Annotated in this window: 15 protein-coding genes; 13 read left to right on the forward strand and 2 right to left on the reverse strand. The window is 45.3% G+C overall.

Annotated elements, in window-relative coordinates:
- Positions 1 to 110: 110 nt before the first annotated feature.
- From CH367_RS04315 to CH367_RS04325, 3 genes are all read left to right on the forward strand, one after another.
- A complete protein-coding gene (locus CH367_RS04315; protein WP_100761214.1) occupies positions 111 to 770 on the forward strand; it encodes a transglutaminase-like domain-containing protein in 660 nt (219 codons plus the stop codon).
- 460 nt (positions 771 to 1,230) lie between these two features.
- On the forward strand, positions 1,231 to 2,904 hold the full coding sequence (locus tag CH367_RS04320; RefSeq protein WP_244284464.1) for a methyl-accepting chemotaxis protein: 1,674 nt from the start codon (positions 1,231 to 1,233) through the stop codon (positions 2,902 to 2,904).
- Positions 2,905 to 3,123: 219 nt separating this feature from the next.
- Positions 3,124 to 3,954 (forward strand): heparin lyase I family protein, encoded by an 831-nt coding sequence (locus CH367_RS04325; protein ID WP_165783206.1) that lies wholly within the window; start codon positions 3,124 to 3,126, stop codon positions 3,952 to 3,954.
- 52 nt (positions 3,955 to 4,006) lie between these two features.
- Here CH367_RS04325 and CH367_RS04330 read toward each other — a convergent pair whose 3' ends face one another.
- The gene (locus tag CH367_RS04330) at positions 4,007 to 4,435 is read right to left on the reverse strand and encodes a DUF1499 domain-containing protein (protein WP_100761217.1); all 429 of its coding nucleotides are present in this window, start codon (positions 4,433 to 4,435) and stop codon (positions 4,007 to 4,009) included.
- 204 nt (positions 4,436 to 4,639) lie between these two features.
- Between CH367_RS04330 and CH367_RS04335 the strand changes: the two genes are divergently transcribed.
- The 7 genes from CH367_RS04335 (at position 4,640) to CH367_RS04365 (ending at position 16,426) form a co-directional block, all read left to right on the forward strand.
- Positions 4,640 to 5,221 (forward strand): peroxiredoxin, encoded by a 582-nt coding sequence (locus CH367_RS04335; protein WP_010574111.1) that lies wholly within the window; start codon positions 4,640 to 4,642, stop codon positions 5,219 to 5,221.
- Between the two features lie 111 nt (positions 5,222 to 5,332).
- On the forward strand, positions 5,333 to 6,748 hold the full coding sequence (gene sufB / locus CH367_RS04340; protein ID WP_100761218.1) for a Fe-S cluster assembly protein SufB: 1,416 nt from the start codon (positions 5,333 to 5,335) through the stop codon (positions 6,746 to 6,748).
- Positions 6,749 to 6,947: 199 nt separating this feature from the next.
- A complete protein-coding gene (locus CH367_RS04345) occupies positions 6,948 to 8,078 on the forward strand; it encodes an Lcl C-terminal domain-containing protein (RefSeq protein ID WP_100761219.1) in 1,131 nt (376 codons plus the stop codon).
- A gap of 157 nt (positions 8,079 to 8,235) precedes the next feature.
- Complete coding sequence (locus CH367_RS04350; protein WP_100761220.1) at positions 8,236 to 12,204, forward strand: PAS domain S-box protein; 3,969 nt, start codon at positions 8,236 to 8,238, stop codon at positions 12,202 to 12,204.
- 175 nt (positions 12,205 to 12,379) lie between these two features.
- The gene (locus tag CH367_RS04355) at positions 12,380 to 13,456 is read left to right on the forward strand and encodes a helix-turn-helix domain-containing protein (protein WP_100761221.1); all 1,077 of its coding nucleotides are present in this window, start codon (positions 12,380 to 12,382) and stop codon (positions 13,454 to 13,456) included.
- A 185-nt stretch (positions 13,457 to 13,641) separates the two neighbouring features.
- Positions 13,642 to 15,369: a CocE/NonD family hydrolase gene (locus tag CH367_RS04360; RefSeq protein ID WP_244284465.1), complete on the forward strand. Its 1,728-nt coding sequence runs from the start codon at positions 13,642 to 13,644 to the stop codon at positions 15,367 to 15,369.
- A gap of 145 nt (positions 15,370 to 15,514) precedes the next feature.
- Entirely contained in the window at positions 15,515 to 16,426 is a 912-nt protein-coding gene (locus CH367_RS04365) for a tetratricopeptide repeat protein (RefSeq protein WP_100761223.1), read from the forward strand.
- Between the two features lie 62 nt (positions 16,427 to 16,488).
- On the opposite strand, the gene CH367_RS04370 is transcribed toward CH367_RS04365, so the two are convergent.
- The gene (locus CH367_RS04370; RefSeq protein WP_100761224.1) at positions 16,489 to 18,060 is read right to left on the reverse strand and encodes a DUF2079 domain-containing protein; all 1,572 of its coding nucleotides are present in this window, start codon (positions 18,058 to 18,060) and stop codon (positions 16,489 to 16,491) included.
- 185 nt (positions 18,061 to 18,245) lie between these two features.
- Between CH367_RS04370 and CH367_RS04380 the strand changes: the two genes are divergently transcribed.
- The 3 genes from CH367_RS04380 (at position 18,246) to CH367_RS04390 (ending at position 26,161) form a co-directional block, all read left to right on the forward strand.
- A complete protein-coding gene (locus CH367_RS04380) occupies positions 18,246 to 19,352 on the forward strand; it encodes a TMEM43 family protein (protein WP_100761226.1) in 1,107 nt (368 codons plus the stop codon).
- A 291-nt stretch (positions 19,353 to 19,643) separates the two neighbouring features.
- Positions 19,644 to 23,147 carry a hypothetical protein gene (locus CH367_RS04385; RefSeq protein ID WP_100761227.1) on the forward strand — a complete coding sequence of 1,168 codons (3,504 nt, stop codon included), beginning with the start codon at positions 19,644 to 19,646 and terminating at the stop codon, positions 23,145 to 23,147.
- Positions 23,144 to 26,161: an Ig-like domain-containing domain gene (locus tag CH367_RS04390; RefSeq protein ID WP_100761228.1), complete on the forward strand. Its 3,018-nt coding sequence runs from the start codon at positions 23,144 to 23,146 to the stop codon at positions 26,159 to 26,161. Before CH367_RS04385 ends, CH367_RS04390 begins: the two co-directional genes overlap by 4 nt.
- Positions 26,162 to 26,267 lie beyond the last annotated feature (106 nt).

The raw sequence follows: 26,267 nt of genomic DNA on the forward strand, positions 1-26,267 counted from the left end.
CGGGAAGATTCCGAATCGTTTCGATGAAAATGAGGTCGTTGATTCCACTGGACGCGGATCTTCGAAGCGAAAAGATAGCGCAAGGGACTTAATTTTCTCGGGGGAATTCGATGCAATCCTTGGAACCATATTTAAAATCGACTTACTACTTCGATCACGATTCGGATGCGGTGAAGAAGTTCGTGGAAAAACACACCACTTCCGAAAATTCTCCCCTGGAAAAATTAAAGGAATTTTATCTCGGAGTTCGGGATGGAATCCGCTACAATCCCTATCAAGTCACCGATTCAAAGGAAGCCTATAAGGCGAGTTCGATCGCGGAAAGCAGACAGAACTATTGTATTCCTAAGTCGATTCTGTTTGCGGCGGGCGCGAGAACCTTGGGTTTTCCGTCCAAGATCGGATTTTCGGACGTGGTCAATCATCTCGCGAGCGAACGGTTGATTCGCCATTTGGGAACCACCGTTTTTGCGTTTCATGGATATGCAGAAATTCTAATAGAAGGGAATTGGGTCAAAGCGACTCCGGTTTTTGATAAGGATCTTTGTATACGATTCGGAGTTGTTCCCTTGGACTTCGACGGTAAGAACGACACGATCTTTCATTCCTTCGACGGCGCGGGAAAGAAGTTCATGGAATACGTAAATTATCGGGGCGTTTTCGAGGACTTTCCGTTCGAGTTCGTGATTCAAGGACTCAAAGACTTTTATCCGGACGTGATGGGCAAGGCATTTCAAGGTGATCTGAGAAATGAAAAGCCGGTTGTTTGATCTTCTTTCCGTACAGTATACCGGTTGATTACGTCCCTTTAGAAACGATCTAAATCCAATCCGAATATAAATCGAAATAAAAATTCTTTAAGAAGAATCAATTTGATTTTTCCTTCTAGGATTTTCCATTCTTAAGAAAGAATTTTGACTCACGAAAAGAATGTGAGTATTCTTTCGCTTTCCTATCTCTTACGAATGAACGTACTTTCAACGAAAACGGAAGATAGACCTTTGTATGTGCCTTCGATAAACTTCGTGTTTAGAATCTCTCTAAAATTTTCATCATAAGGACATCGCGTTATCGATCGGGTTGCTTACTTTATAAACTCGTACTAGTAAAAACTGTCTTCATTTTTAAAAAACTTGACTGCGCCAACTTCTAAGGCTATGATGAGCCGCCTTAAATTCTATGAAAAAAATCTATATATACATTCAGAGATTGGGAATACGAAAAAAACTAATGCTTCTCTTCGGCTCGGTATTGATACCGATCGCATTGCTTGTCGCATTAGCATTAACAAATACAAAAGACAGAATCGAAGACATCGAAACGATTTACGACGATAGGGTGATTCCTCTTAAACAACTGAAAAAAATTTCGGACCTCTACGCGATCTTTATCGTGGATTGCGTTCATAAGGTAAGAAGCGGTAAGTTTACTCCGTCGGAAGGAGTGGCGAATCTAGATAAGGCGACCACAGGAATTCAAAAAGAATGGACCGCATACAGCGGAACCCATCTGGTTCCCGAAGAGGAAGCCATCATCAAGGAATTGACCCCGCTTTTCGCCGATTCGAATGCGGCCGTGGCCGAAGCGCGGGAACTCATGACCACCCAGAACTTCCAAGAGCTGGGAGTTTTTGCGGACAATCGATTGTATCCAAGGATTGATCCGGTTACGGAAAAGATCGAGGAGTTGATTCAGGTTCAGTTGAGAATCACGGACGCGATCTATATCCGAGCCGAAAAGGAATTCGCGTTCAGCTGGTTCGTGTTCATTCTTCTTTCCGGTATCACTCTCACTTACATTCTTCTCATCGCGGTGATCTATTCGATCCAGTTGGTGAAAGGTTTGACCACGGTGAGCAAGGCGATCAACAACGCGGACTTTTCCCATCCGGTGGACGTGGAAGAGGATCAAAGAAAGAAGGACGAACTCTATCTTCTTTTGATGTCGTTTCGTCTTTTTCAGATCAAGGTGAAAGAGATGTTGGATACGATCCTGAACTTTTCGGAGAGTATCGTGGCTTCTTCCGAACAACTCTCGCAATCCGCGGATCACCTTTCCTCGAACGCACAATCCGAATCGGCTTCGGTCGAGGAAATCTCCGCATCCGTGGAAGAGATCAGTTCCGGTATGGAATACGTAAATAGAAACGCGGAATCCCAATATGCTTTGATTTCTTCGTTTAACGGGGAAATGCGAGAACTCGAAGGAATGATCAATAAGGTTGGGGACGCGGTTAAGAATTCTCTGGAAAAAATTTCGGAGATGTATCTCAAAACCGACTCGGGCAAGAAGACGATGGGCGATCTTTCCGAAAGTATGGAAAAGATCGAAAATAGTTCCGTCGAAATGCAGTCGATCACAGCTATCATCAAGGAAATTTCCGAAAAGGTCAACTTACTCGCGTTAAACGCCGCGATCGAAGCCGCGAGAGCCGGAGAACACGGAAGAGGGTTTGCGGTCGTAGCGAGCGAGATCACAAGACTTGCGGAACAAACCGATTCGAGCGCGATGACTATCGAAGAGTTGATCAAAACGAGCAACGCCGAAATCGAAACCGGAAGAAAGATCGTAGAAAACTCCGTGACCGTTTACGCGCAGATTTTAACCGGACTCGAACATCTGAAGGATTCTTCCAATCAGATCGTGGCGACGATGGAACTCCAACAGGAGAAGAAGGAAAAGATCCGTTCCGGAGTCGATCAAGTCGATACGAAATCGGAGGATATCCGCAATTCGGTAAAAGAACAAAAGGTTGCGATTTCGGAAACTGCAAACGCTGTTTCCAATATTTCGATCACCGTTCAAAACAGCGCGGCGAACTCCGAAGAAATCGCGGGAAGCGCGGTCAGTCTTTTACAGATTGCAAAAAATCTTCAGGAAACGATGAGCTTCTTGAAGGGTTGATTTTGTTAAGCGACATTCGTCTTTTAAGAATTTAGGCTTTGAGCCTCGTTCCAAGTCCCGTTTTTAAAACGAGAATGTCGCTTTCGGTCGAATTTGTTTCGATTCAATTTCCAAAAAGACTTCTAAAATCAAAAAAATAATCCGACTTCGATTGTTTGAAAGAATATGAGCATTTTTAGGAAAGAATTTTCCAAGTCGATCCTTCGGTTCATTTCTACGATGATTCTTTTTTCGTCCCTGTTTTCGTTTGCGAACTGCAACACGGAAGATTCTCAAAAACAAACGGAGAATCTGCTTCTGTTCGCCTCGGCTTACAACCTAGCTCAGTGCGCTCCGTCGGCCAATATCGTTCGAACGCAGGCCAATCGGACTTTTTTTACTTCCTTTGAATCCGTTTCCGACTTCTCCAACTTTTATATCGTTCCTCAGAATTATCACGGAACTTGTTCTCACGATCTTTCTACGGAACAAGTGAAGTCCGGCGCGAAATCGCATAAGGGTTGGGTTTATTCTTCGTATACGCCCGGAAGTCTTTTGGTAAATAACAATCATCGCGGTTATCCGACGATTCAATTGCACAAAACATCCGGCGGAAGTTTTGTAACTCCGGTTTTGATTACGATGAACGTCTGGTTGGATATGAATCTAAAACAGATGTCTCCCGAAAACGAATGGTTCAGCTTCGCGACGATCGCGGATGATTCTTCGGATAACTGGAACAGTCCCGTTCTTGTGAATTTGAGTTACGACGGTTTTGTTCACCTAATGCACGTTCCATGGATGGGATTGAAACAAACCATGTTTCAAACGACTTCGCTGACGTTTCCAAAATCACAATGGGTGGAATTGAAGATCTACTTGGATTTTTCCAATCCGGAGGGAAACGTTAAGGTTTGGCAGAACGGGACCCTCGTTTCGGAAGCGAAAGTGTATTGTAGAAAAAAGACGATCGCACAGTTGCACTTCGGTTTATACGCGCCTCCGAGTATTTCCTCCGGAAACGTCTACAACGACGATTTGAAGATCGAGGAAGTCGACGTCTCGCCGTAAACGAATTCGTATTTTAGAATTTTTATATATTCGAAAAGGGTTGAATTCTATTTTATTCCCAGCCGAGTTCTTCGCGGAGCTGGTTCATTCTCCGTCGATTGGCGAGAAAATCGAAAAGACCCAAAATGGATTCGGAACGGATCTGAACCGTTTTTGAATTCTCCTCAAAGAGAAATTCCACCGTGTCCGGAAAATGAAAGACCCTCGTATAAAATCTGGTTTTGATATAGTATCCTTCCACTTCCAAAACGCTGACACGGTCCGCGGCTTCCAGCTTTTGTTTTAGTTTTTGAAAGGCTTCTTCCTTTTCCTCCGTGTATCGAAACGGTTCTATATGATGAAGAAGATTGTATCGATAACTCTGACTGGAAACGCAGTTCGGGCGAGGGGAGCAGTAATTGAGTTCTTGTTCGTAAACTCCGGTTCTCGGACCGACCAAGGTGGTACAACAAAGAAGAATGATGAGCGCGGTTTCTACCATATTGTTTAGACTTCGGGTGAGAATGGCTCATTTACGCCCTTCCGTTTTCGTTTGGAAACTTTTTTCCGGGGCCGTAGTTCCGACCTAATTTTTTAGAATTGAAAAAAAATTAGAATCATTCTAAAAAATATTTGCTTCCGAGGGCTGGGGAGATACTATGGAAGGGTCTAAGTTTCGAAGTAAAATTCACAAAGGAGAAACAAAATGCCTCAGGTTACATCCCTAGCGCCGGACTTTAAAGCAGAAGCTGTTCTTGGAAAAGAAATTAAGGAAATTAAACTTTCCGACTACAAAGGAAAATGGGTGGTTCTATTCTTTTACCCCCTCGACTTTACCTTTGTTTGCCCGACTGAGATCATCGAATACGACAATCAACTTGCAGAATTCAAAAAACTCGGAGCGGAAGTTCTCGGAGTTTCCGTGGATTCAGCTTTCACTCACTTAGCTTGGAAAAACACACCTAAAAAAGAAGGTGGAATCGGCGATATCAAGTATCCATTGATCGCGGATCTTACGAAATCCATCTCCAGAGATTACAACGTTTTAACCGACGGTGGAGTCGCTCTGAGAGGAACTTTCATCATCGACCCGGCAGGTGTGATCCGTCAAGCGACCATCAACGATCTTCCTGTGGGACGTAATATCGACGAAGCGATTCGTTTGATCAAGGCGTTCCAATTCGTTGAAAAACACGGCGAAGTTTGCCCTGCGAACTGGGATGAAGGAAAGAAAACAATGGTCGCGGATCCTCAAAAATCCAAAGACTATTTCTCTGCAGTGAACTAATTCACGCAGTAAATCGATTTTTTTCCTGTCCGCAGGCGTTCGCCTGCGGATTCTGGCACTTGAGAGACGAAGTAGACTCCGAAGGGCGTCTAATATCGGGAGGAACGGAGAATGGAACAAGTCCTGGAAAAACAATCCGCCAACGAAGATCGTTACTATCGACCCGATAATTTTCCGAAAGGCCTCACACGCAAAGTTGTAGAATCCATTTCTCATATTAAGAATGAGCCCGCTTGGCTCACAGAATTCCGTCTCAAAGCATTCGAAATCTACGAACAAAAACCTATGCCGACTTGGGGATTTTTTCCCAACTTCAACGTAGACATCGATTCTTATACGCATTATATCGGATCCAATCAACAGAAGAAAAAATCCTGGGACGAAGTGGATCCCGAAGTTCTGAAATCCTTCGAACGTTTGGGAATTCCCGAACACGAAAGAAAGTATCTCGCCGGAATCGAAGCGATGAACGATTCCGAAACCGTTTATGCAAACGTAAAAAAAGAATTAACCGAGCTCGGAATTCTTTTCTGCGATATCGATACCGCCATCCGCGAATATCCGGAGATCGTAAAAAAATATTTAGGAACCGTAGTCAGTGTTGGAGATAATAAATTCTCCGCTCTGAACAGTTGTGTTTTTTCGGGAGGATCGTTTGCGTTCGTTCCGAAAGGAGTGAAAACTCCTATGCCTCTTCAGGCGTATTTCAAAGTGACTGCGGCTTCTTCCGGTCAGTATGAAAGAACGTTGTTGATCGCCGACGAAGGCGCCGAGATCGAATACTCCGAAGGTTGTTCTTCGGTTCAAGACAAAGGAACCAACTTTCACACTGCGGTTGTGGAACTCGTCGCTCATAAAAACGCGAAGATCTTTTACACAACGATTCAGAACTGGAAGAAAAACATGTATAACTGGACCGTCAAACGCGGGTTATGCCATGAAAGAGGCCATATCACTTGGACCGACGTAAACATCGGCGCCAACACGGTTAAATATCCGGGGATCGTTCTGCAAGGAGATCATTCCACGGGAGATATTCTTTCTCTCGCGTTTGCGGGCGGAGGACAAATCCAAGACACCGGCGCGAGAATCATTCATGTCGGTAAAAATACTCGAAGTAATATATTAGCAAAAGGTGTTTCTCTCGACGGAGGAGTGAACTCCTACAGAGGACTCGTGAAGTTCACCGCCGGATCCGAGAATTCCTATTCTCACGTAAAATGCGACGGTCTGATGATGGACAACCGTTCCCAATCACACGCGTATCCTTACAACGACGTGTCGGGACAAAACGGAACCTTAAACTACGAAGCCACCGTTTCTAGAATCGACGAGGATCAACTCTTTTATCTTCAGTCCAGAGGTTTGTCGGAAGACGACGCGAAACTTCTCATCATCAACGGATTCTGCGAGGGTGTGACCAAACATCTCAATGTGGAATATTCCGTGGAGATGACCCGTTTGATTCGAATGATTCTCGAAGACGGTCACGTCATTCAAGAGAACAACGGTTCCGTCGTAAGCTGAAGAAGACACACTAACAATACACATAACAAAAATTTGATTCTTTTTTGTTCGATCGTATCGATTTAATTTTTTTAATGCGACTTGGTTTTTTCGATTTTTCGATAATCTTGTCTTATAAATCCGTCCAACGGGATATTATAAGATAACTCTGTCAAAAAGATATTGACTATCGTTTGATCGGATTCGTTTAAATAAGATTATGCTTCGGATCGCATTTTTATACTTTCTGTCGTTTTTGATTGCGTGTAAGGCGTCGTTCGACCCGTACAATCCGGAGATTCCATACTCGAAGGCTTGGTTGGACACGATCACCTTACGCTGTGCACTTCATCAAAATGCGGGTTGTCTGGAGAATATCCCTCCCGCGATTTCTCCGTTTTCCCCGGATAAAATTTCGGATACTGGACAAACCGTTTGTTACGATACTTCCACCAACATTGCGTGCGCGAATGCCGGTTATCCTCGTCAAGACGCCGATTTCACGAGTATTCCTTCCAACCGCAGTTTTATCGGACCCACCGCACATCCGGTTTATACGAACGATTACACCACGTTAGACACCGTTCGAGGTTTGATTTGGAAAACCTGCGCGGAAGGTTTGAGCGGTCCCACCTGCGGGACCGGAACCGCATCGAGTATCGCGTTTCCTTCCGTCGATTCCACTTGTGCCGCATTGAATACTCAGAACTCGGGAGCGGGTTATTCGGGAATCACGACCTGGAGAATGCCTTCTATCTACGAGCTGACTCGATTCGCAAATACCGAAAATCCGACCGGAACGGATACGGCAAACTTTCCGGGAAGCCCGAACGTTAACTTTTATTCCGGAACTCCGTATGCGCCGAGCCCGGCGAATACGGGTTGGTTCATTCAAGTCAACGCGGGTTTTTACGATCAGTTGAATTCTTTATCGTCGACGATGGCCATTCGTTGTGTTTCCGGTACCGCTCTTTCGACTCCTTCTCTTACGAACAACGGGGACGGTACGATCACGGACAATCGAAGCGGTCTTGTTTGGCAGGGCGGCGCGGGTTCCGGCGGCTTGAGCAATTGGCAAGGCGCGCTTACCTATTGCGACGGTTTGAATCTCGCCGGGCGTACTTGGAGATTGCCGAACGTAAACGAACTGCATAGCATCGTGGATCATACGGTCACCAATCCTTCAATCAATTCCACGTACTTTCCGGGAACCGTTTCCCAGTATTATTGGACTTCTTCCACGCCGAAAACCAATCTTACCTACGCTTCGGCCGTATTCTTCAATTCGGGCTTGATCGGCGGAAACGGAAAGACCAACAGTTTGTATGTTCGTTGTGTCGCCGGACCTTGAGAAGAATCTGAATTCTCCCTTCCTCTCCTAAAATTCATCCGATATTCCGTTTTGAAAACGGAATGAGACTCGAAAATTTCGAAAATCCATCATAAAATGGTTTTTCCTTTTTCGCGTTCTCTTTAATATTTAAACGTCTTTTAATATATCCCGACTCATGAAAGCCATAGATCAAAATTTATTAAACTCGGAGTTCTTTCGACAGATCTTCGAAACCAGTCGGGACGGAATCGCGATCGCTGATTTGGACGGAAATTTCTTGGAAGCGAATCCGGCGTTCCGAGAAATCACCGGTTATTCTCTGGAAGAATTAAAAAAAGACAACTTCTGGTCCTTGGCGCCTTCCTACTGGAACTCGGTCGAAAAAAGAATCTTCGAAGAGGATCTTCTTTCCTCCGGTTACGCCCATGAATTCGAAAAAGATTATAAACGTAAGGATGGAAAAATTCTTCCCATCTGTGTGAAGACTTATGTGATCCAAGACGAATCGAAAAGACCGACCGCGATCTGGGGAATCGTTCGGGACATCTCGGAACAAAAACGAAACGAAGAAGTTCGCACGAAGTTGTATGACGAGATCAAGGAAGGTTGGGAAGCACTGCGAAGAATTTTCGTTCTCAATCCGTTCCCGATGGCGATCTCCGAAATCGATACCGGAAAACTTCTCGAAGTGAATCGAAGATTCGCCGAACAGATCGAATACGATCTGGATAAGATCATCGGTAAAACGACTCTTGAACTCGGAGTTTGGTTTTCTCCGCAAGTTCGAGAAACCGTTCTTACGATCATGAAGCGGGACGGTTTTGTGGATAGCATCGAGATGCCGTTTAAAACCACGAAGGGCACGGAGTTCTGGGGGCTTTTTTCGGCGCAACCGATCGAATACAAAGGTAAGGCCGCGCTCTTGAGCATCACCGTTCCTATGACGGATCGGATCAAGATGGAAAGGGAGAAACAAAAACTTTTAGACGAGGTTCGCGAAAAGGAGGAGATTCTGAGCCAAATCTTTGAGATGAATCCTTCCGCGATTACTTTGTCGAAAGACGACGGCGCGTATTTGGACGTGAATCAAAAGTTTTTGGAATACATCGGCAAATCGAAAGAAGAGGTCTTGAACAAAACTCCTCTGGACCTCGGATTTTATTATAACCTTGCGGATAGAACTTTGATCTTTCAGAAATTAAGGGACCACGGAATCGTACAAAACCTCGAAGTGAAATTGAAAACGTTCGAAGGTTCGATTAAGACGATCTTATTTTCCTCAAGAATGATCGATTCGTTCGGCGAGAAAAAAATTCTTTCCATCGGTCACGATATTTCCGAGCTCAAGGAATCGGCTTCGGACCTCGAGGAACTTGCGAAGGAACTCGAAAGAAGCAAAAGTCTTTTTCAAAAATTATTCCAACTTGTACCTTCCGCGTTGGTGCTCACCGATTGGGAAAACAAAACCATCGTCGACGTGAACGAAAGATTTCTCGAAATGGCGATGATGACCCGAGAACAAGTCATCGGTAAAACCACGCCCGAAATTCATATCTGGGATAAGTCCGCGAATTTTAGAAGCGAAGTCTACGAAGCCCTTTCCAAAAGAAATGAAGTGAAGAATTTAGAGACCGTCTATCAGGCTTCGGACGGAAGTGTGGTTCCGATTCTTTATTCCGCAAGAGTCATCGACGTAGACGGAAGAAAACAAGTCATCTCGCTCGCCACCGATATCAGCGAGAAAAAACGATCCGAAGAGGAGAGAAGAAGACTCGACGAAGAACTTCGATTGAGCAAGGATCTTTTCGAAAAACTTTTTCAACTCACACCCGCGGCCGTTTCCTTATCGGAACTCGAAACGGGAATTTATCGACAGATCAATCAATCTTATTGCGATCTGATTGGATACACACGCGAACAAATCATAGGAAAGTCTTCGATGGAACTCGGAATCTGGAGAACTCCGATCGACCGAGCCAAACTCAAAAAGGAATTGGAAGAGAAGGGTTGGACCGCAAGTCTCGAAGCCACGATCCAAGCCTCGGACGGAAGTTTGAAACACGTTCTCTCGGGGAATCGGGTTTTTCAATTGGACGGAAAGCCTATGTTGCTCGCCTTGCTCATCGACGTTACGGACAAAAAGAGCATGGAATCCGAACGCAACGAATACTTCGCGAAGATGCAGGAAAGTAAGGATTTGTTCGAGATGATCTTCGAGATGAACCCGGACACGATCACAATCAACGATCTATCCAACGGAACCTATGTTCAAGTGAACGAACATTTTTCAGAGATGCTCGAATATTCCAAAGAAGAAGTGCTCGGTAAAATTCCAGTCGAACTCGGAATTTGGAACGAAGTTCGAGACCGGGATCGGGCGATAGAAATTTTACGTAAGGAAGGAATCATACGAGACTACGAGGTTCAGTTTAAAAAGAAAAGCGGAGAAATCGTGGACACACTTTTCTCCGCGAGAAGGATTAAGGTCGGAGATTCTTCCCTGGTGATCGCAATTACGAGGGACATCACTCAGATCAAGGCCGCGACCCGCGATCGGGAAGAACAAGCGAGAAGAATCGCCTTACACGCGCAGGCGCTTATGGAGATGGCCACCGATTCTCAATTCGTAACGGGGGATCTCGAAGCGGGTTCCAGAAAAATAGCGATCATGGCCGCGGAGGTCGCGGATTGCGACCGTGCTTCTATATGGATTTCTAATAAAGAAAATCCGAATGTATGGACTATGATTTCCGGATGGGATCGGAAAACACAATCGCATCCCGAAAAAATGGAACTCGATCTTGCGCACTTTCCGAATTATTTCGAAGCGATCCAAAGCGATCGATTTATCGATGCAACCGATGTGATCAACGATCCGCGTACTTCCGAATTGTCCGAAACCTACAGCATTCCGTTGGGAATCCGTTCCTTGCTCGACGCGCCTTTCTTTTTAAGAGGAAAGATCAAGGGAGTTGTTTGTCTGGAACACAAGGGAGAACTCAGACGTTGGAGGGGATACGAAAAACAATTCGTGGTCACCGTAGCGGAACAAGTAACTCAACTTTTATTAAACGCGGAACGAAAGGAAGCCAAGGAAGAATTGGAAAAGGCCGTAAAGGTCAGAACTTCCGAACTTGCCACCGCGCTCGAGAATTTACAGAAAACTCAGGATCAGTTGATTCTTTCCGAAAAGATGGCCGCGCTCGGACAACTTGTCGCGGGGATCGCACACGAGATCAACAATCCGTTAGGCGCAATCGCGGCCCTGAGCGGAGAACTCAGAGCTTATTTGAATACGTCCGCGGATAGAATGGAACAAATGGGTTCGGGGTTTTCTTCCGTGGGAGCGGAATACGTCCATACGCTTTCCGAGTTGATTCGTAAGGGAATCGACAGCAAGGAAGGAGTTTTTTCTAGGGAAAGCAAAAGGACCACACTTCATAACATCAAAACGAAGTTGACCGATCTCGGTTTTGAAAATGCTCACGATATTGCGGACCGACTTCTGGACAACGGAATTCCTTACGCACTCGAAGAGTTTCCTTCTCTTTTTGAGGATCCGAAACATTATCCTTTGATAAAGTTCGCTTTGGAAGAGATTCAAACGTATAAGAATATTCTTTCCATACGACTGGCCGTGGATAGAACTTCCAAGATCGTATATGCGTTGAAGAACTATGCTCATATCGACACGGAAGAAAGTAGAGGAAAGGTGATCACCGATCTCGCGGAGAACATCGAAACCGTATTGACGATCTATCACAATAAAATCAAAAACGGGGTCGACATTGAATTGGATTTTCCGATTCGACCTATGATCGCGGCGTATCCGGACGATCTTGTGCAGGTTTGGACGAACCTTATATACAATTCTTTGCAAGCTATGAAGTTTAAGGGAAAGATCAGAATTTCCGTTCTTGACCAAAAGAACGAGGTTCGAGTTTCGATTCAAGACAACGGACCCGGAATTCCTTCCGAGGTAAGAGAGAAAATTTTCGATCCTTTCTTTACGACCAAAGGGCCGGGCGAAGGAAGCGGGCTCGGTCTCGACATATCCAGAAGGATCGTAAAAAAACACGACGGAAGAATCGAGTTGGAATCGGAACCGGGTAGAACGATCTTTCACGTGATTCTTCCTAAATGAATCTATAAACGTATGTTCATTCTATAATCAAAATTTTGTAATATTCCTTTTTTATTAGGATTCGGAGCGAAAGCTCTTCGCTTAACAAAGATCGTTAAGCGAACTTTCTACAAGATCGGTAAAAAAATTCTGGACTGAAAATTCGATTCGGTTTCCATCTGAACCCGTGTCCTCGATGCTGATAGAAATCGTATTTTTCGGAGCCGCTTTCGGTTTGTTGATCGGCTCCGGGGCTTTGCTCAGGAATCCGTTCGGGATTCAGAATCGATTCGTCTTTCTTTTAAACTTCTGCGCATCCATCCTATTCTTTTATGTATATTTCATTCTCAAGGAAATTCGTTTCGAAACCCGTTTTCTAAATTATATGTATGTTCCTTGCTCTTGGTATTTGGGCGCCGGGATGTACAGTTTGTTTTCCGCGACCGTGAAGGATTCTTATTCTTGGAAAACGGATCGTTGGATGTATTTTCCGGGTTTGTTTCTTACGCTTTTGATTCCTTCTTCCTCTTTGATTTTTCCGGAATGGTTCGGAAATCGTCCCGATGATTATTTTAGAAAATCGATCACGAGCGTTTGGGAGATTCTTTTTCTTTTCGGTTTTTTTGTGAATCTCGGTTATTACGCGTATATCTTCTGGGAAAGCAGATCGATTTTTAAGATCGATCAGTTAAAGAAGGAACCGGGTGGTCGTTTTCTTTTGATGATTCTTTCGGGCGGAGCGAGCGTAACTCTGATTTTGATTTCCGCATATTTGTTAAGAGAATTGGAATTGTTATACTTTACCGTCGTCGCTACGACGTTTTATTCCGTGACGGCCTATCTTTCTCACCAAAGAACTCCTAAACTTTTGAACGAGATCGGACCCGCGGTTAAGGAAGCGTATCAGAATTCCAGATTGGAACGTGTGGATCTTTCCGAACTCGATTCTCGTTTGGAAGTTTTGATGGAAGGGGAACGATTGTTTCTTCAGGAAGATTTGGATCTTTCTTCTCTTGCGGTGAAGCTCGATCTCAAACCTTATCAACTTACGGAATATCTAAATTCAAGAAAAGGAATGAACTTCTCCAAGTTCATCAACGCGTATCGCGTGCAAGAAGCCGCGAAAATTCTCAAAACCGAAGAGGGCGCGAATATTCTTTCGGTGGCGTATCGTTCCGGATTCAACTCCAAAGCGACTTTCAATCTTGCATTTAAGTCCGTTTTCGGAACCTCTCCTCGGGAATATCTGAGAAGATCCCGTCCCAAACGCTGAAGTATAACAGTAAATTTGAATGTGATAATAGTATTAATTTCGGATTTAGGACTTTTTTTTGGACCGAAATTCGAATCTTGGGCGAATTCAATTCTTTCTTTGCGTAAACTCATTCTCTTGTAAGTGAAAAGGCGCTCGTACGCTAAATGACTTAGGAGAAAAAAATGAGAATTGGATTTAAAACAATGAGTGTTTTAAAAACGGGAACGACCGCGGTCCTGTTTTTACTGTATCTGAATTGCGGAGACGGGAATGGAAATTCTTCCAAAGAAAACATTGCCGCATTGGCCGCGTTGATTCCGGGAGCTTCGCAAAACGTTTTGAATACGAACGCACCCGCGAGCACGTTTCAACAAGGAATCACTTCCGAACAAATCAACGCCGCGTTTCAAGCGGAGAACAACGGAAGTTTTACGTTCAACGATTCGATCACGGTCCGTTCAGCCGATGGAACTGTTCTTGCCGCGAATCTATTTCAACCGAAGAGTCTTGTCTCCGGTCAAAAATATCCGGCGGTGATCTTCGTAAACAGCTGGGCTTTGAACGAATACGAATACTTGGTTCCCGCGGCAAAACTCGCGAAAAAAGGTTATATCGTTTTGAGTTATAGCACCCGAGGTTTCGGCGTCTCCGGCGGTTTGATCAACACCGCGGGTTTAAAAGACCGTGCGGATCTGACCGCGATCGTGGATTGGCTTTTGGCGAACACACAAGCCGACGTCGCGAATATCGGTATATCAGGAATTTCTTATGGAGCCGGAATCTCTCTCATCGGAGTCAGTTTCGAACCGAGAATCAAAACCGCAGTTGCGATGAGCGGTTGGGGCGATCTCAAACGTTCCTTATACGGAAACGATACTCCTCGTTTGGTATGGGGTTTGATTCTTGTGGGCGCCGGATATTTTACCGGAAAGATGGATCCGGTGATCGCCGAAAATTTCGGTAAACTTCTTTCTCACACGGATATCGCAGGTGTTACAACTTGGGCCGCCGAACGTTCTCCCGCGAGTTTGGCTTCTCAGTTGAATGCGTCCGGCAAACCAGTTTATATCTCGAGCAACTTCGAGGATTTTCTCTTCAATCCGAATCAGATGTTGGATTACTTCGCTTCTTTGACCGTTCCGAAAAAACTGGATCTGAACGAAGGGATTCACGCAACCGCGGAGGTGGGAGGAATATTAGGTCTTTCTAATCCTGTTTGGACCAACGCATACGATTGGTTCGACTATTGGTTGAAAGGAATCGACAACGGAATCATGAACAAACCTCAGGTAACGTTTCAAAAAAGATTCAACGGAGATCGGGTGACTCTTCCTTCTTGGCCGTCTCCGACCGTTTCGGAAAAAACGTATTATCTGAAACCGAGAACCCTTTTTGCGGACGGTAAAATTTCCGCAACACAGAACACGAACAATTCCAACACTGGAATTCTTTCGGGAGCGGATACGATCGCGACGACCGGGATTCCTTTGCTTTCGGATATTCTCGCTTCCCATCTGGAGGTTCCGGTCACTGCGTCCTTGGATTGGTTGAGTAGAATCAACGGAATCGTCTACGAATCCGACGCGACTTCTTCCGTTTTGAAAATTCGCGGAAAAATCTTTTGGAAAGGTCAGGTTTCTTCTTCATTAGGAAAAGCGAATGTGAACGTTTACTTCTACGACGTCGCAAAAAACGGCGTGGGAAAGTTGATCACTCACGGAACCGCTTCGATTTACGCGTCCGCTTACGAAACCGTGGATCTTACGATCGATCTGAACGCAGTGGCTTACGACGTTCCGGCCGGGAACAAAATCGCGATCGCGATCGATACGTTTGATCCTCAGTATGCGGTTCCTACGGCTCTCGTCTACGGTCTCGACGTAAAACACAATCCGAACAAACAATCCACTCTGAGCATTCAGTCCGAGTAGATTCTCTTCCAAATTCCGGCGAGCCGATCCGCAATGGGACGGCTCGTTGGGCATTCCAACCGAAAAAACGAAAACACGATCGATTTTGGAAAGTTTTTGCCGAATAAAAAGTTGAATTCTTAGAAATTTTAGTTTCTATTACCTGATGGCAAATCGAGTCCTTGGTTCGTTTTTATTGATTGGAATTCTTATCTTAATTCTCAGCTTTTTTATGCCCGGTTCTTCCGAGAACAAGAACCCGAACGACCCCACGACCGTGGTCGTACAACCTACTTGGATCCAAGGTTTGTTGAGCGGTTTTCTTGCGGCGATTCGCGAGATCAAAGAAAGTTTCGCCTCCGATCCGAATGCAAACGCGAATTCGAACAGCGCTTCGATTCCCGCTCCGAACAACACCGGAGAAGATCCGAACGAAATTTTCAAACGAGCGTATCGGGCGAACGAAAGGGGAGATTATCTCAAAGCAATCCAAGAATATTCAAAATATCTCGAATTGGTTCCCGGTGACGCTTCCGGTTATTATAACCGAGGACTTGCTCAATATACATTAAAACAATATGATGTAGCCATGAAGGATTTCAGTAAGGCGGTCGAGATCGATCCGAATAAAACGGGCGCGTTTCTTTACAAAGGTTATGCGAACGAGATGTTAAAGGATTGCCCTACCGCCATCGAAGACTTTCAAAAAGCGATCGATCTCGGTGAAAAATACAACGCGGAACTCTACGGTCATAAGGCCCGTTGTGAAAACACGGATGAGAACTATGACGACGGCTTAAAGGACGCACAAAAGGCGGTGAACCTGGATAAAAAAGACGCGTATGCTTATTTCGAGTTGGCGTATGCTCAGTATGGTTTGGGAAGATATCAGGATTCCGCGACCACTTATACAAAGGTCTTACAGTTGACTCCGAAGGACGAGGTCGCTTTTCACAACCGAGGTCTTGCATACGTTTTTTTAAAAAAGAATTCCGCCGCGTGTAAGGATTTTCAAAAGTCTTTGGATTTGGGTTACGCCGATTCCAAGAATCGTTTGAAGGAATACTGTAGTAAGTAATCGGAGAACGATCGTCGTCAAAGCCGCTTCTGCGATTGCACGATCGCGGTTCGATGGCAACGTTACGGTTTGATTTTGGTTTCAGTTTCGCTTTGATTCCAACGAAGAAGACCGAAACGATCCGTTCTCTGTACCCAACGCAACTTTCCGGAACGAAGATCCGGTTCCATTCTTTGTAAAATCTTTTCCGAACTCAAATACGGAGAATTGTATTGTAGATCCAATACGATCCATTCTTTCCAATTTCTATTTTCGCGGATCGGATAGGCAGTGTTCTTCAAAGAAATAAACGGTGAAACGTGAAATCCCGCCGAAACGGAAACGTTAGGCGGAATCTGTTCGATAATTTTTTCCAGCTCCGTCGTTTGGTCGGACTTGGGTGAAAGCGGAATCGGGTAATCGTTTTCCTTTGTGTTTCGATACACCGAAAGAACAAACGCGAGAAGGACGAAAATAATCGTTCTTTTATCCGTTCGGTTTTGAATCCAAGTTGTGCCGGTTTTCAAAAAGTAAATCAGAAACGGAATCAAAGGATAAACGTAATAACTATAAAGATCCCGAACCCAAGGATGAATCGACAATCGAAACGCGGAATACAAAGCGAAAAAAGGAAACAAAACCCAACCCCCGGTCAGATTCCAAAGACCCCATTCCAAACTGAGATCCCGAAATCCTTTCCAATACTGAGATCTACTTTCCGAATTTTGAATGTAGTCGAGCACGGTCACGAATGGATTTTCACTTCCGGCTCCCCAATATTCCTTCCAATTTCTTTGGGCGGAATGTCCGGCCCAAGAGGTCAGAGCGGGAAACAAAAGAAAATAATAAAATACGCATATACAAAAAACGGAAATCCATTCTTTTCTTCTTTCGGAATCCGCGAGAATCGCTCCGGTCGCAAGCGCGGCCAAATAGATCGAAAGATCCTCTTTGATTCCCAGAAAAAAACAAAGCCCAAGACCTAAGATCCAATACTTTCTTTTTTGAATTCCGATCAGAACGCACAAACACGCAAACGGAATCAGAACCTCGAAGTGCAAAGAATGATTCAAACGATAAAAAGCGGAGGAACCCGCCCACAAAAGACAGGCACACAGAGAAAGTTCTTCCGAGATCGAACATTCTCTCAAATATATAAACAAAAGAGGAATCGTGATCGCCGCGAAGAAAAAAACTCCGATTCCGAAACCGAGTTTTGAACCGAATAAAAACGGAAACGGAGACAAAAGAAGAATGGAAGGCGCCATGTGGTGCGAAAGAAAATTCGCGTTTTCATCCACGCCGTAATACTGGGTTTGAAAAAACAGTCCATCGGCGTTCGGAAGAATCATTCTAAGCTGAGCGGTATAATCCAAGTCTCCTAACAAAAAAGAATCCGCGGCATTCTTTGTATAAAAAATCCCTTCCACAAAAACGAACAAGGACCAATACGAAATCCAAACGATGGGGGAAACAAAAAAGGAACCGGATGTTTTCTTTTCCAAAGAATTTTCGGAATTGAAAAACCAAAAAAGAACTCCGCAAAGAATCAAAACGATTTCGAGGATCGGGCCGCCGATTCCCTTACTTCCGAACAGAGATTGAACGGGAAGATAGAGTATGAAAAAAGGAAATAAAAACGACACAAAGCGCATGGATGTTTTATCCAAATCTCATACCTTCTTTCTAAATTCTTCCGAAAAAAATATGTCGATCGTTCTTTTAAACGGAAATCGGACAAAAAATTATTTACAAACCTTCGAATCTACGGAGAATCACACAGCTTCCGCGTCCCGCGGATTTGAAAAAGTTTCCACATACAATCAAAAGGAGAAAATCAATGGCCTTTGAAAGCCCGGACGGAATGTCCTCAACCGAGAGCGTAGGTTTCTTATCCCAGATGGGAAATTCATTTAAGAGTATTCTTACGGGAATCGTTTTGTTGCCCGTATCGTTTATCATCATCTACAACGTGGAAACCTGCGAGCAGGCGAGCGCGGCCTTGAAGAACGCGGTTCCAGCAGGACAGGCAAAAGAAGGCCAACCTTCTTACGTAACCGGAACCTTAAAGGCGAGTCCTCTCAGCGGAGAATTCGTGAAGAGCGGCGCTTACATTTCTTATTCTGTGAGTTCCGAAGTGTATGCTTGGGATGAGGAAGTAAAAACGGAAGGATCTGGAAGCAATAAGAAAGAAGTGAGAAACTGCGTTCTTGAGTGGACTTCTTCTCCGGAGAATCCTTCCAACTTTAAACTTTCCGGATGTCGTGCGAAAGCATTCCATAGAAAGTCCGTGAAAGACCAATCCGAATCCGCTTCCGGTGGAAGTATTCTTGCGGATGGTAAGAATTATGCGGTCAGTCTTTCCGACGTGAACTTTACTTCCCAAGTTTCTTCCAGAGACGCGAACGAAGACGAGATTCATTCCAACGGTTTCGTTTATGGAGACGGTTATCTTCACAGTTCCAAGTCCTGCGCGGAAACCGAAAAGGAAGGTTGTGAAAGAGTAAAGGTTTCCGTGACTCCGATTCCGGAAGGGGATATGACTTTTATCGGCGACGTCAAAGGTTCTAAAGTAGGGCAGTTCACTTCTTCGGAAGGAAATCAATTCCTGAACGCAAGCGTGGGCGGTTTTGCGGAAACGATGGCGGATATCAAATCCGACGACAACACGATGAAATGGGTCGGAAGATTCATCGGTTTTATCGCGATGTTCAGCAGTTTTACACTGATGGCCGGTCCTCTGACTTCTCTTTTGAGTTTCATTCCTTTCGTAGGCGATTTGGGCGGGGGACTCATCAAAGTGGTGTTAGGTGTGATCGCTTTTGTGATTACCGCAATCACCATTCTTCTGATCAAATTCTGGTATATCTGGTTGATTCTCCTTTTGGGAGGAATCGGCTACGCGGTTTACAAGAAAAAATACGCCCCTCAAAGCGCCGGAGCCTGATCGATTCCGATTCGGTTTCCCGTTTTAAACGCTTTTGGCAAGGTCGGTCCTCCTTCCAAGGAGGCCGGCCTTTTTCATTTCTTCTCCTTATTTCCCTATAAATAACGTTCGTTTTATAAAATGTGAGCCTAAAGTCATATCCTGTAGCGATCGATATAAAATTTGAACGATTGATATAAAAAAATATTTGCATATATTTACAAAATAATTAGAATCTAGTATATATATAAAGCCCCGTAACGAACGCTACAGGGTCTGCCTCCAGGGAAACCGACGAAGAGGATTTTAGGGATGAATTTGAAAAAGAATAAGATTCGAAAATCGACATTTGCCTTAGCCAATTCTGAAAAAAGAACTCTATTTTATAGATTTCTAATGGTCTTTCAGATGGTTTTCCTGCTTTTCCTAGGGTGTAAACCCTCATCCACGAAATACGATTCTAAGATTTTCTTTGATAATATCAATTCCTACGACGGCATTTCCTTATTCACGGTTTTAAACGGTTATCCGGTTCTCAAAAGTTTTTTTGTGAGCTTGGACCCAGTCGATTTCAATAAGGCGTTGGGGGACAACCTTGCAAAGGCGACTCGGGAAGACAATCTCGGGACCTTGAGAGCGAGTCAGTCCGCGCTTCTTGTGAGCAGAACCAGCATTCAAAACCTAAGTTTGGATTCCGCTTCTTTGATCGAGAAGATGGAAACCACAAATCCCTCCGCTTATAACTTGGTTCAGCCTCTTTTCGAAAAGATTCGTCATTATCCGAAACCCGTTGTGCGAAACATAGTTCCGATTTCTGCGGACGCACTTCGTCAGGAATATCTTTCCAAAAATAAGGATCAGGTCACTCAATCGATCATGACCTTTTCCTCGGATCTGAAAAGCCAAAGCACACACGATCTTTTGGTCGAGATCGAAGATGTCGCCTATAAGGGTTTGATCGCGAACGCGAACGCAAGGGCCGGGGTGGAAAGTCTTCTCAACGGCTTTTTTGATCCTGCGTTAGTCGCCGATCGTTCCTTAAAAGACGGTTTTATTTCCATCATCTACGATCTCGGCGAGATGATGTTCAAACGCGCGGGTTTTAGCGATTTCAAAACTCCGAATACCGCGATGAAAGAACTCGTTTTCAACTTGGATAAATATTTCACCGCGGGAGGCGCTCAGTTCAACGCGGACTACAGCGATCCTCTTCATCCCGCGGAACTGAAATCCTTTATGATGGAATCCTTTCAGATCGTTCGTAGTCTTTTGGATACGGGAACGTTAACCGCAACGCCGGTCAATCTTCTGCAAAAGACGGCGGAGAATTTAAGTCTTCTGAGTTTTGCGGTTTCTCCTTCAAACGTGGACGGTTCTTTGAAAGAATTGATCCGCATCGATGTGGACGGTAAGGACCGCGCTTACGACGGAACCAGCCGTTCCATGTCCGCGTTGGAAACCCTTTTTGTGGTTCTTACGATCGCAAACAATTACGGTTTCACCTGGGATACTTCCAATACTACGAACGATTGGATCAACGGAACCACCGGAGGGGAATTGACCGTCGGAGACGCGATTCATTCTTTGAAGTCGGTGATGGGTTCTTCGGATTCATTCAATTTTAAGAATATTACGAATTTAAGCGGTTCGAGCAACAAGGTCTACAGAGACGGAGTGGCTCTGAATTTCGACATCAATAGCCGAGTTCTTTCCCTATTGGAAGACAACGCGAGAGGAGTGACCGCTCCCGTTACCAATCCCGCGGCCGCGAACTTCGACCGCGTTTACAACAAAACCCTTCCCTGGGCTTTGAACTGGATCAAACGTGTTACGTACGGCGGGTACGGCCCTTACTACAATAAGAATCGTAGAGACGGCTCGGGAAATTATCTTTCGCCGGACGGAACGATCACAAGAAACAACGATCTTTCCGAAACTCTTTACAAACCTTCTTGGCAAACTCATAAATACGAGATTCAACTCAATCTTCCCGCTCCGAATAACACGAAGTATGTGGGCTTGCGCGGGAATTTTCAAAACACGGCGAACGTTCCGAACACGTATTATACGATCACCGAAATTCCGAAAACCGACGTTCAACGCGCGGTGGATAGCGACGAAGAAGCTTTTTACAAAAATCTTCAGTGGTTGATGTATGAAAAACGTTTTGTCGCGGTTCTTCCGGTGCGCGCCAAACTCGCGGCTACGGTCGCTTTCGAAGAGGCCCTTTTCATTACCGGGATCGGGAACGGTCTTGTGGGAATGCTCAATCTGAAACCGAACTGTCTTCCAAGCGCTTGCGCAACCGACAACGGACGTTGGACCATCGACAACGGAAATTATGTAAAAACATACAGCGCCGCAGGTTCCGATCTGACTTATCTTTCCAATACTCCGGGTGATTCCGTGATGCTTTTGGAAGGTTGGGGTTTTGGCGCGGACGGTCAACAAGCCTTTCAGGTTACGTTCGTTTATCCCGCGCTTTGGTCTTTGATCGTTCCGAATCCGGAGCTGATCTACGGAATGCTTCCTCCCGTGATTTCGCTCAACGTTCCCGTTTTGGAACGACTGGGTTTTACCACGGCGACCCGTGTGATTCCCGATTTGGTAAACGCAAACTGGAGTCAAAGAAATACTCTGACACCTCTTGTTGTCGCATTAGCAAAAGCGATGGACGATCAGGTTTCCGGTCAACAGACAGCAGGATTCAAAAATCCTTATACACTTCTGACCGGTCTTGCTGAAATTCTTTCCAGACCTTTGGTGTTTTACGGACCGGATACGACCGCGACCAATCCGACCAATCCTTCTCCGCCAAGTTTTACACAGGTTCGTACGGTCGGTATGGCGGACGGTTTTAGAAACCCGATCGCTTCGACGATGGAATACTTTCCAATGACCAGTTCCGGTCCTCAGGAATACAGAACTCTCATCAGCGTTCTTTCCGAAAACACGAGACGTTTTCAAGACGGGGCTTTGAACCTGATCGGTAAAACACAACTTCTCACCGGACTCGTTAAATTCTTAGGTCAGCTCGGTCTTCCGGCTAACGTGAACGTTAAGACGAAGGTTTTCAACGGACTTAAGCTCGTGATGGGAGAAATCAAACTCAACGCCGAAACTCCGACCGTAACTCAGTTCAACATAGAAGTTAAGTTTACGGAATGGAGAGACAAGGTCGCAAACTATCCTACCGTAAACGGAACGAATATCTTCGATCCTCTTTGGAGCGGAGTGGACGACGTGGTGAATCTTTTTAAGGATTATCTTTCCAGAAGTTCGGGCTGGTCGATCGTTGCGAGTTTGGATTTTCTTCTCAACCTTTTGTTGGACATCTCTCCGAGCAGTACCGATATCACGCAACTTTTGAATCTTGCCTCTTCGTTGTTCTACAATCCGGACAACACAAGATCGTATACGATTACGAATATTCTTACCAAGAGTGTTCCTCCCGTATTGGAAGCGATGGCTCCTTACGGAAGATCGCTTTACGGAACCGGTTATTACATCGGAACAAACGGCGGTTTTTTCAGTTATCTCGAAGCGAGAATGTTTATGAATCCGGACTTTGCGGTGAAGGATCTTTTCGGGGATCTGAAGAATTTTTTAAGATCGGATATCATTCAAAACACTCAGGATACGAATCGTTCCTTTCTTTTTTCGACTGGAACTTTGATTCGTCAGATGGCGGACATCTATCAGGCGGGAAGAAAATTCTCCCCTGTGGGTTTTTATATGTATGACAATTGGAACAACGACCAACCCACGTCGACCTTGTGGGACGATATGAATTTTATGTTTTCGGTGCAACAATGATAAACAAAGAGATGAACGGGGTAATGAAGATGAACGGAAAGAAAGTTTCAATATTCGCGGGTATTTTTGCGATTTCGATTTTCTTAGGACTCGGTTGTTCCGCGGATAAAAACGTGGGTTCTCCACTCAACAGCGTTCTTTCTCTTTTCGGTGTGGCTACGGACACTACGGTTTCGACTAACGTGGTTGCGCCTTATACCGAAACGGATACTCCAACGAGTCTTCCGGCCAATTTCGGAACGGCGGCTCCCGAAGCGGTTCTTTTTATTTCCTCCTATTCGGAAGTGGATCGTTACAAAAGTATTGAAATTCGTTTTTCTCATCCGATGAACAAGGCGACGGTTCAAGCGGACCTCGTTTTAAGTCCGAGCACCGGAGTTCTTGCGGGTCCTGGCAAAGGCGGAGAATTTTACTGGGCTTCCAGTTCCCGTCTTGTATTCGATCCGTATCGAGAATTCAAAACCAACGAACAATATACGTTCAGTCTTACGAACGCTTCTAAAACCATAGACGGTCAAAGTCTTACCAGTTACAGCCAATCGTTTACCACCGAACCCGATTATCTGATGACCAACAAGATAAACACGACTAACGTTCTTGGCGGAACGAACGACATTACGTTCAACAAGGCTACAACTCCTACGTTAACTCTGACATCCACGTTCGCCAATCCGGTTGTGGGCGCGAACTCGATCCAGTCGATCAAACTCAAACACATGGGTGATACGAATACCGGAGGAATTACGATTTGCAGTAGTTCCGGAGTGGCCTGCGATATGACCGGGACGATCACTACGAATCTGACCGCGTCCGCGCTTCCTCCTTTTGTCGGTGGAAACGCATACTATTACGAAATCACAGTAAACTCCGGTAAAATTTTTAAACGTTTTGCTACATTCAATTATGGTAATGTGAATACGCTCCCGAACAACATGATCGCGAAGGGCGGTTCGATCATTTTGGATCAGGCTCAGGCTATGCCTTTTCTTTCCAAGGTTTTGGAAAGATTTACGGCGGGAAACTTTAAGGTAACCAACCAGACCTTCAACCAATTCGCGGGTCTTCCAACGACGATCGCTCGTAGAAGCGGTTATTGCATCGACTACAGCGGGATCGGAAGTTTTTCGATGCCGAACTACATCCGTAACTACGGCGATTCCGCGAGCGGATACGGAGACGGATATTGCGGACCTGCGGGCGACGAACCCGGAGGTTTTACGCAAGAAGGTTGTGCGACTCTGATCTTTACGAGTTGTACCGATTTCGACATCGACGTTTACATCACCGGGATCAACGTTTACCCAAGCGTATCCGGTTTTCCAGCGCTTCAAAACATCGGAGTATCGATGGTCGCGAACAATACGGGAGAATTGGGTTTTAACTTCAAGGGTAAGGTTCTCGCGGTAGACATGGTGATGATCGCAAGAAGCCGAGGCTCCTTGTTTCTCGTGATCGGTGCGGGAAACCGTTTCGTATTCTCCACAACGGCTTATTTGAATTACAACGATTCTCCGCCTGCGGACCGTTCTACGATCGGTAAGGCGAGTTTGACCGTGGATACGAACGGAGACGCTTCGCTTAACATTTTCACTCCGATCACAAATCTTTCCAACTTCAATACGACGGATTGGTCGAACAATCTTACCGTAAAGGATCGGGACGGAAGAGTCAATCAGGTGAAACTCGAGGCGACTACGAGCGGTCTTGCGGGCTGGCTCGCGGGAACTACGGAAGGAGCGGCGAACGGAATGGTTCCTTCTTTAACTCCTCTCATCACACGATCTATGTTGCGTAACTTCATCGAGGACGTGGCTCCATCCGTTTTGAATTCCATCATCGGATCTTTGAAAAATCCGGGAGTGAACATCGCGCTTCCTTCTTATCTTCCCGCTCCGCTTGCGAACTTTCCGTTGAACGTTAAGATTCAATTGGGAAGCGATTCGGAAGTGAGAGTTACGGGAGTCAATAAGGGAATCGTCGGTTCCATCGACTTGGGAATCACCGCGGCGAGTCCGATCGGTTCTCCTCGTACACATCAGATCACAAGCGGCTTTGTAGTTTCCAAACCGACGGGACCGATGAGCAATATTTATCAGTTCTCGAAGAGCGCGGCGAATCCCGGGCTATTACTTTCTTTAACGGTGGATTCGATCACACAAGCGGCGTATCATCTTTGGAAGAATCGCGCTTTGGATCTGAGCATCGACAAAGGATTCATCGATACGATCAAGTTGTATGCGGGAACCGATCCGCTCTTTCAGTTGACCGAGTCTTTGATTAAAGTTTCACCGATCATCAACATTCTCGCCCCTGGAAGATCTCAGTTGATCGGAATCAATCCTACAACTGGAGCTTTGGTTCCTGCGATCAGCGGAACCGACGATATCATCATCAAGGTCGATCCGATCCAAGCTCCGAACGGAACGTTAAAACCCGTAGTCGGAACCGCTAAACCGAAATTGGAAGTGAACTTCACGGACATTCAACTTTCGATCTTGGGTAAAAGAGCGGATAACTCCACGTATCTCATCAGCACGGCGAGAGCGAGTTTGAAGGGAATCGCGGATTTTGATTTCGTAACCTTCTCGAATCCGACGAACAATCCCGCATTCGCAAATTTGAATGCGCTTAAGATCGTGATCTCGAACGGACCGACTCTTTCTTATACGTTGGATATTTTGGAAGGATCTTCCGGCGCAGGTGCGCCGAATCCGTTCGGTCTGGATCCGAAGGGAATTCTTGCGGTGGTTGATCCGTTGGTTCCATCTCTGATCGTTCCCTTGGTGAACAACGTGTTGAAGGAGATTCCACTTCCTGCGAGTATCAGTCTTCCCGCTCTCACGAATCCTTCCAACGGAAACCCTTGCGGGATCATTACGAAAACCACACATTCTTTTCTCTACACACTTCCGATCGTCGATACGGAACCGTATCCGTACGTATTCGGAGGACTTCGTCTGACTGCGGGCGGACCTGCGGCTTCCGATCCGGGGGTTCTGGTTACCTGTCCGTAAACGATAAGGACGAAAGAATTTAAAAATTAGAATATTCTAATTTAATAAAATAAAAAAAGACCGCTTTCGAGGGCGGTCTTTTTTTGTCCTAACGGAAGTTTGGGAA

This window comes from Leptospira barantonii, assembly GCF_002811925.1.
GTDB lineage: Bacteria > Spirochaetota > Leptospiria > Leptospirales > Leptospiraceae > Leptospira > Leptospira barantonii.